8 protein-coding genes are annotated in these 7,978 nt (G+C 64.5%); 7 read left to right on the forward strand and 1 reads right to left on the reverse strand.

All coding sequences use genetic code 11. The annotated features are described in order from the left end of the window. Positions 1–174: 174 nt before the first annotated feature. A complete protein-coding gene (gene gcvA, locus HBA54_RS28395) occupies positions 175–1,122 on the reverse strand; it encodes a transcriptional regulator GcvA (protein WP_167232048.1) in 948 nt (315 codons plus the stop codon). Between the two features lie 126 nt (positions 1,123–1,248). Between gcvA and speB the strand changes: the two genes are divergently transcribed. From speB to HBA54_RS28430, 7 genes are all read left to right on the forward strand, one after another. Continuing rightward, positions 1,249–2,298 carry an agmatinase gene (gene speB / locus HBA54_RS28400; protein WP_167232051.1) on the forward strand — a complete coding sequence of 350 codons (1,050 nt, stop codon included), beginning with the start codon at positions 1,249–1,251 and terminating at the stop codon, positions 2,296–2,298. Between the two features lie 115 nt (positions 2,299–2,413). Continuing rightward, complete coding sequence (locus HBA54_RS28405; protein ID WP_167232054.1) at positions 2,414–3,505, forward strand: ABC transporter substrate-binding protein; 1,092 nt, start codon at positions 2,414–2,416, stop codon at positions 3,503–3,505. Between the two features lie 82 nt (positions 3,506–3,587). Continuing rightward, on the forward strand, positions 3,588–4,625 hold the full coding sequence (locus HBA54_RS28410; RefSeq protein ID WP_167232057.1) for an ABC transporter ATP-binding protein: 1,038 nt from the start codon (positions 3,588–3,590) through the stop codon (positions 4,623–4,625). A 10-nt stretch (positions 4,626–4,635) separates the two neighbouring features. Next, the gene (locus HBA54_RS28415) at positions 4,636–5,493 is read left to right on the forward strand and encodes an ABC transporter permease (RefSeq protein ID WP_167232060.1); all 858 of its coding nucleotides are present in this window, start codon (positions 4,636–4,638) and stop codon (positions 5,491–5,493) included. Then, positions 5,490–6,293: an ABC transporter permease gene (locus HBA54_RS28420; RefSeq protein WP_167232063.1), complete on the forward strand. Its 804-nt coding sequence runs from the start codon at positions 5,490–5,492 to the stop codon at positions 6,291–6,293. Before HBA54_RS28415 ends, HBA54_RS28420 begins: the two co-directional genes overlap by 4 nt. Further along, positions 6,290–7,069 (forward strand): carbon-nitrogen hydrolase family protein, encoded by a 780-nt coding sequence (locus HBA54_RS28425; protein WP_167232065.1) that lies wholly within the window; start codon positions 6,290–6,292, stop codon positions 7,067–7,069. The genes HBA54_RS28420 and HBA54_RS28425 overlap by 4 nt, the downstream gene beginning before the upstream one ends. A 109-nt stretch (positions 7,070–7,178) precedes the next feature. Continuing rightward, positions 7,179–7,676: a DUF2867 domain-containing protein gene (locus HBA54_RS28430; RefSeq protein ID WP_167232068.1), complete on the forward strand. Its 498-nt coding sequence runs from the start codon at positions 7,179–7,181 to the stop codon at positions 7,674–7,676. Positions 7,677–7,978 lie beyond the last annotated feature (302 nt).

The raw sequence follows: 7,978 nt of genomic DNA on the forward strand, positions 1-7,978 counted from the left end.
GGTTCTTGCCTAGGGTCGCGCGGTCCCGCCCATCCGATCCCCGGGGGGTGGCCACCCCCCGGGGATCAACCCCAATGCTTACGCAATTCGGGCCGATCACCAACATGCAAGGGTCGGGGTGAGGGGGAGGTTAGGATAGCATCCCGCAAAGCGGGGCAACGCCGGGGCTTTCCTCTAGCCGCTTTTGCGCCCGCGCCGCAGCGAACGGCGGGCGGCGGCCTGAACCTCTGTTCGGGCATCCTCCTCGTCGCGCGCCGCGAACAGCCAGTCGATGAAGACACTGACGATCGGTGCCGCCTTGGCCTCGTTGCGGCAGACGACATAGAAGCTGTCGATGGCCGGCACCGAGAGATCGAAGGGCGCGACGAGGCTGCCCCGCGCCATCAGGTTGCTGGCCGTCAGGCTGTCGCCCAGCACCACGCCGTTGCCATGCAGCGCCGCCTCGACGGCCAGGCGCGCATCGCTCATGAAGTGGTGCGGCCCCCGGCTGAGCTCCAGGGCCTTGGCGGCGGTCAGCCAGGTCTGCCACTCACGGCCGTCGTCGGCATGCAGCATGACGTGATGGGCCAGATCCTTGATCGAGCGCAGCGGGCGCGTGTTCAGCAGGGTCGGACTGGCGACCGGAAACAGCTCAAGCTCGGACCACTGCCGGACCCAGCAGTCGCTCCAGCTGCCCTGCCCATAGCGAATGCAGACGTCGATATCGGGATCGAAGACCTGATCCGGATCGTTGGAGCCGATCATCCGCAAGCGCACGCCCGGATACTGCTCGGTAAAGCGGTTGAGGCGGGGAATCAGCCAAAGCGAGAGCAGGGCCGGCACGCAGCTGATCACGAGGTCGCCGCCGGTCGACGGCCGGGTCATGCGGGCGGTGGCCGAGGCGATGTCCTCGAAGGCGGTGGAAAGGGTCGGCAGCAGGGCCGCGCCATGGGGCGTCAGGCGGACCCGCCGGGCGCCCCGCTCCAGCAGGGCCACGTCCAGCGCCGCCTCCAGGGTACGGATCTGGTGGCTGATCGCGCCATGGGTGACGTTCAGCTCCTTGGCGGCGCTGGAAACCGAGCCGTGCCGTGCCGCAGCCTCGAAAGCCCGCAGGGGATTGAGCGGCGGCAGGCGATTCGACATCGGTGTGATCCTTTGTGAGAATTTCTCACAAAAGACGCTACAACAATGTCAATTGCCTTCGCAACGCGGTTTCCGCGATACTGACATCAACAAGAAACAAGATTTTCATAGAGGCGGGCTGAAACGATGGCTTGGGATCAGGACAAGCTGGCGGCGTTGCGTGAGAAATACGCCAGCGGGCACGGCGGCGACCTCTTCGATCCGGCCTACCGCAAAGTCGCGGATCAGATCTTCGACGAGAGCGGCACCCGCATGGCACCTTATGCCGGGGTGTCCACCCTGCTTGACGCACCGCTGCGTGAACTCAATCCGGAAAAGCCCGACTTCGGCGACCTTCAGGTCGGGCTGATCGGCGTGCCCATGGATCTCGGCGTCACCAACCGGCCGGGCGCGCGCTTCGGCCCGCGGGCCCTGCGCGATATTGAGCGGATCGGCCCCTACAACCACGTTCTCGCCTGCGCGCCGGTCTACGACCTGCGCGTCGCCGACCTTGGCGATGTGCCCTTCAACAGCCGGTACCGCCTGGAAGGCAGCCTGGACGACATCGAGCGTTACTACGAGAAGGTCTTCGCCGCCGGGGTGGTTCCGCTCTCGGTCGGCGGCGATCACTCGATCACCCATCCGATCATGAAGGCGATCGGCCGCGAACAGCCTGTCGGCATGGTCCACATCGATGCCCACTGCGATACCGGCGGCTCCTTCGACCACACCAAGTTCCATCACGGCGGTCCGTTCCGCAACGCCGTGCTCGACGGCGTGCTGGACCCGAGCCGCACGGTGCAGATCGGCATCCGGGGCTCGGCCGAGTATCTCTGGGAGTTTTCCTTCGACAGCGGCATGACGGTGATCCACGCCGAGGAGGTGCCGAAGCTGGGCATCCCCGCGGTCATCGAAAAAGCGCTGGAGGTCGTCGGCGACGGGCCGACCTACATCTCCTTCGACATCGATGGCATCGACCCGGCCTTTGCGCCCGGCACCGGCACGCCGGAGGTCGGCGGCCTGACGACCCGCGAGGTGCTGGCGATCCTGCACGGCCTCAAAGGCGTCAACCTGATCGGCGGCGATGTCGTCGAAGTCGCGCCGCAGTACGACACCACGACGAATACGGCCCAGGTCGGCGCGCAGGTTCTGTTCGAGATTCTGAGTCTGATGGTTTTCAGCCCACGTTTTTCGTGAGCCCCGTGGTTTTCATGGGAAGGGCGTCGGGGCAAACCCGACGCGATGGAGGACAGGTCCGATCAATCAAGCCGCGCCAAGCGGCTGCACTATCGACAGCGGAGGTGAATTAGACATGACCAAGGATATCAGGAAGACCGGCGTCAGCCGCCGGACAATCGTGGCCGCCGGCCTTGCAGGCGCCGGCGTACTCGCCATGCCGACGGTTCTGCGGGCGCAGGATCGCTCGCTGAAAGTCGGCGTCTACGGCGGCTACTTCAAGGACTCCTTCGACAAGCACATCTTTCCGGAATTCACCAAGGTCAGCGGCATCGCGGTGGAATCGATTGCCGAGCCGACCGGCGAAGCCTGGCTGGTGCAGCTGGAACAAGCCGCCAAGGCCGGGCGCGCGCCCGCCGACATCTCGATGATGTCGCAGGTCGCGATGCTGAAGGGCCAGTCGACGAACCTCTGGGCGCCGCTCGATCTCGCCCGCATCCCCAATGCCGGCAACCTGGTCGACGCCTTCATCAACAAGTACCCCGATGGCCGCGTCGCCGGCATCGGCGCCGTCGCCTGGTACATCACCCTGGTGTCCAACACCGACAGCTTCGCCGAGGCACCGGAGTCCTGGGCGGTGCTCTGGGACCCGGCCAACAAGGACAAACTCGGCCTGCTGGCGCTGGTTTCAAATTCCTTCCTGCTGGAGGTAACGGCGAAGACCTTCATGGGCGGCACCGCGGCGCTGGACACGGAGGAGGGCTTGCTGAAGGCCCTGGAGAAACTGGCCGAGGTGAAGCCGAACGTGCGCCTCTGGTACCGCGACGAGGCCCAGTTCGAACAGGCCCTGAAGTCCGGCGAGATCCCGATGGGGCAGTACTATCACGACGTGACCGGACTGGCCGCGGCCGACGGCCACCCGGTGCGCTCCACCTTCCCCAAGGAAGGCGGCATTCTCGACAGCGGCTGCTGGGCACTGTCGCGCGCTTCGGCCAAGACCGACGAGGCGCATATCTTCATCGACTACATGAGCCAGCCCGCGATCCAGGGAACCATGTCGCGCAAGGTCGGCACGGCACCGACGGTGAAGCGCGATCTGCTCGACCTGACCAGCGAGGAATTTGCCGGTGTCTCTTCGGAGATCGATCCGATCATCCCGCGTTACGACCTCTACCAGACCAAGTCCGACTGGCTGAACCAGAAGTGGACGGAGCTGATCGTCGGCTGACCGCCGGCACGACGGACTGCTAACGTACGGCTGCCGGTTCCGCCGGCAGCCGGCGTCCTTTTTCTCGAGCGACAGGTAAATCATGTCGGGCCTGACCCTGGAGGGTGTTTCCAAGCGCTTCGGATCCCTCACCGCCGTCGACAACGTTACGCTGAACGTGCCCCAAGGCACCTTCGTCTGCCTGCTTGGCCCCTCCGGCTGCGGCAAGACCACCCTGCTGCGGATGATTGCCGGCCTGGAAGACCCGAGCGGCGGGCGCCTGCTGATCGACGGCGCCGACATTACCGGCGTCGCGACCCACCAGCGCGATTTCGGCATGGTGTTTCAGTCGCTGGCGCTGTTCCCCCATTTGAACGTCGGGGAGAATATCGCCTATGCCCTGCGCATCCGCGGCATCGCCAAGGCCGATCAGCAGCGCCGGGTCGATGAGCTTCTCGCCCTGGTGCATCTGCCCGGCCATGCCGACCGGCCGGTCAACAAGCTTTCCGGCGGCCAGCGCCAGCGCGTCGCCATCGCCCGGGCCCTGGCCGTTTCGCCGAAGCTGTTCCTGCTCGATGAACCCTTGTCGGCCCTGGATGCCAAGCTGCGCGAGGCCATGCAGGTGGAATTGCGCCAGTTGCAGCAGAAACTGGGCATCACCACCATCGTCGTCACCCACGACCAGCGCGAGGCCATGACCATGGCCGACCTGGTGGTGGTGATGGGCGAAGGGCACATCCGCCAGGCGGCCCCGCCGGTCGAGATCTACCGCAAACCGGCCGACAGCTTCGTCGCCGGCTTCATCGGCTCGACCAACCTGCTGGACCTGTCGCGCGACAGCAGCGGCCGCGCCGTCGTCGGCGGTGTCGTTCTGCCTGACGTAATCCTTCCCGCCGGCCTCGACCGCGCCCGCCTGTCGATCCGCCCGGAAGACGTTCACCTGACGGCGCCGACAGCCGGCGGCCTGACCGGCCGGGTGACCTTCCTGCGCGACCTCGGCGGCACCATCGAGACCTTTATCGAGGTTGCCGGCACCACGGTAACCGCCGTGTCGACGCCGCGCGAGCGCCCCGACGTGACCGCCGGCGACAGCATCGGCGTCACCCTGCCCGCCGAAGCCTGCGTGGTCCTGAAGCAATGAGCCCGAACGCATGAGACGCGAGCCGGCCCGCAGCCTCTCCGACCATCTGCCGGTGATTTTTCCGGCACTGATGCTGCTGGTGTTCTTTGTGATCCCCTTCAGCATCATGATCGCCGTGAGTTTCTTTCAGCGCGAACAGGGCGGTTTCTACACCACCGACTTCGTGTTTTCGAACTACGAGCGTTTCCTCTCGGCCTTCTTCGGCGGCGTGCTCGGCTTCTCGTTACTGCTGGCGGCAAGCGTCGCGGCCTGCTGCGTGGCCCTGGCCTTTCCCTTCACCTACTTCCTGACCTGCCGCACACGCCGCGTCCAGATTGCCTGGCTGGTCGGCCTTCTCTCGGTCCTCTCCCTGTCGGAGGTGATCATCGGCTTTGCCTGGTCCACCCTGTTTTCCCGCACGGCGGGGATCAGCAATCTCTTCGTCGCCCTCGGTCTGATGGATCAGCCGACGGCGCTGCTGCCCGGCTTCGGCGCGGTGCTGACCGGCATGGTCTATCAGGCCCTGCCCTACACCATCCTGGTGCTCTACCCCGCCCTGGTCCGGCTCGAACCGACCCTTTTGGAGGCCTCGCGCACCCTGGGCGCTTCGCCGCTGCGCGGTTTCTTCAACATCGTCATACCGGCGCTGCGCAACACCATCGTCGCGACCCTCATCATGGTCTTCGTCTTTGCCCTGGGGTCCTACCTGCTGCCGCAGATCCTCGGCCGTCCGCAGCACTGGACGCTCTCAGTGCTGATCACCGATCAGGCGATCTATCAGTCCAACATGCCCTTTGCCGCGGCCATGGCGGTCTTCCTGGTGCTGATCTCCCTGGCGCTGGTCGGGCTGACCCTCCTCGTCGGCGGACGGAAGGATCTGACGGCATGACCCCCGCCTGGATCCGCAACGGCTACATGGTCCTGATCGCCCTCTTCCTGGCGGCCCCCCTGGTGGTGGTGGCCGGCGTTTCGGTCAATGCCAAGAAGACCCTGCTGTTCCCGCCGGAAGGCTTCTCACTGTCCTGGTACGCGGAGATCTTCACCGAGAACGAATGGCGCAGCGCCCTCTTCGCTTCGGTCGGGCTGGCGGCATTCTCGGCAGCGCTTGCCGTCACCATCGCGATGCCGCTCGCCTGGTTCCTCTGGCGCCGGGTCGCGCCCTGGGCCCGGGTGTTCCAGTTCCTCGGCATCGCCCCCTTCCTGCTGCCGCCGGTGATCACGGCCCTCGGCTTCCTGTCGTTCTGGGCGACCGCCGGCTTCTACGGCGAACCCTGGACCGCGGTCATCAGCCACGCGATTTTCTTCGTCACCCTGCCCCTGGTTACCCTGTCGCTCGGTTTCGCCTCCATCGACCGCTCCCTGGTCGAGGCGGCGGCGACCATGGGCGCAGATGACCGCCGGGTGTTCCGCACGGTGGTGATCCCGCTGATCACCCCCTATCTGGTATCCGGCTATGCCTTCGCCTTCGTGCTGTCCCTGAACGAATATATCGTCAGCTACATGACCGTCGGCTTTACCCTGGAGACCCTGCCGATCAAGATCTTCAACGCCCTGCGCTACGGCTACACGCCGACCATGGCCTCGGTGTCGATCTTCTTCGTGGTGATCGCCGCGGCCGTTTTCGGCCTCGTCGCGCGCTACGGCGATCTGCCGCGCCTGCTCGGCGCCTGGTCGTCGGAGGACAAATGATGCGGATCGCGATCCTGCAGATGACCGCGGTGCCGGGCGATGTCGCCGCCAACCTGGAACAGATCGAGACGGCGGCGGCGCAAGCCGCAGCGGGCGGTGCGGACCTGCTGATCGCCCCGGAACTGGCCACCACCGGCTACGGCGCCGGCGACGTCATCGCCGACCTCGCCGAAGCGGCGGAGGGGCCGCAGGTCAGGCAGTTGACGGCCCTTTCAGAAAAACACCGCCTGGCGCTCGTCGCCGGCTTTGCCGAGCGCGACGGCGAACAGCTGTTCAACAGCCTGGTGATGGTCGACGGCGGCACGGCGCCCGGCTTCTACCGCAAGACCCATCTCTACGGCGACTACGAACGCGCGCTCTTTACGCCCGGCGACATGGACAGCGCCCTGCGCAGCTTTCACGGCCTGAAGCTCGGCTTCCTGATCTGCTACGACGTGGAGTTTCCCGAGAACGTCCGACGCCTGGCCCGGGCCGGCGCCGATGCCGTGCTGGTCCCCACCGCCCTGCCGCAGGGCCCCTTCGCAGGCTTCATCGCCGCCACTGTGGTGCCGGTCAGGGCCTTCGAGAATCAGGTCTTCGTGGTCTATGCCAACCACGGCGGCGACGACGACAACTTCAGTTACGCCGGCCTGTCCCGCGCCATCGGCCCCGACGGGCGCTGCCTCGCCGCGTCTGACACGGACGAGGCGGCCTTGCTCTTCGCTGATATCGAGCCAGATGCTTTCGACGAAAGCCGCCGCGCCAACACCTACCTGGCCGACCTGCGGGAAACTTAGGCTCCGGGCCCATTAATCCGACAGTGTGTCACCACCACTTCGAGACCATATCGTACTGCACGAACTGTCCAATCTTGCTAGCCAGACCATACGTTTCGGGAGACACGCCATGGACAGGAATGACTTTTTCACGATACCGAATACAAATATCCAAATTCTGGCCCCAACAGCTGAACTTGATTTTTTTGACAGACAGTCAGTGCAGCTTGCCAAGTCGATAAGTCCTCTTGAAGCATGGGGCCTTATCATGTCGCGTCCGATGCCTGTTTTGAACTTGGCGTTCCGCGTTAGAGATGCGATTTCTTCGAAGTTTGGGGTGAAGAAAATTGGCGGCTTTTCAACCGCCTCCCGGGAAACCATAGCACCCGGCCAGAAGCTGGATTTCTTCCTGGTCGAATACGTCTCGCAAGATGTTCTGACCCTTTCGGAGCGAGACCGCCACTTGGACGTCCTGACCTGCATATCAAGGGTGGGGAATGAGTTGACAATCACCTCTTCGGTGAAAACGCACAACACCTTTGGTCGTGCCTATATGCTCCCGGTTGCACCAGCACACAAACTGATTGTGCGTACTTTTCTGCGGCGCCTACAAAGAGAACTCGCATAAGACTCAAGATGTTGCCCAAGGTCCGTTTGTGCGGTGGGCTCAACGGGTGGACGCAATACTCTAGCGGTTCACCGCGCCAATCGCAGGTCAGGCCGACGCCAAACCCCTAGCAGGCTGCTGAAAAAGTCTGACGTATAGGGTTTTGGGCCTTGGTTTGAGGTCAGCCCCCTATGATGGTGGTTTTGGGTGCTGGTCTATCCCGGGTGATCGGCGCTTTGGTGGAGCGTTGGTCTCATGTTTGGGCCAGGAGCTTTGGTATTCGCACAAGATTGCAGGCGGTGGCGGTGAGGGTGAAGGCCCAG

This window comes from Pelagibius litoralis, from assembly GCF_011683915.1.
GTDB lineage: Bacteria > Pseudomonadota > Alphaproteobacteria > Kiloniellales > Kiloniellaceae > Pelagibius > Pelagibius litoralis.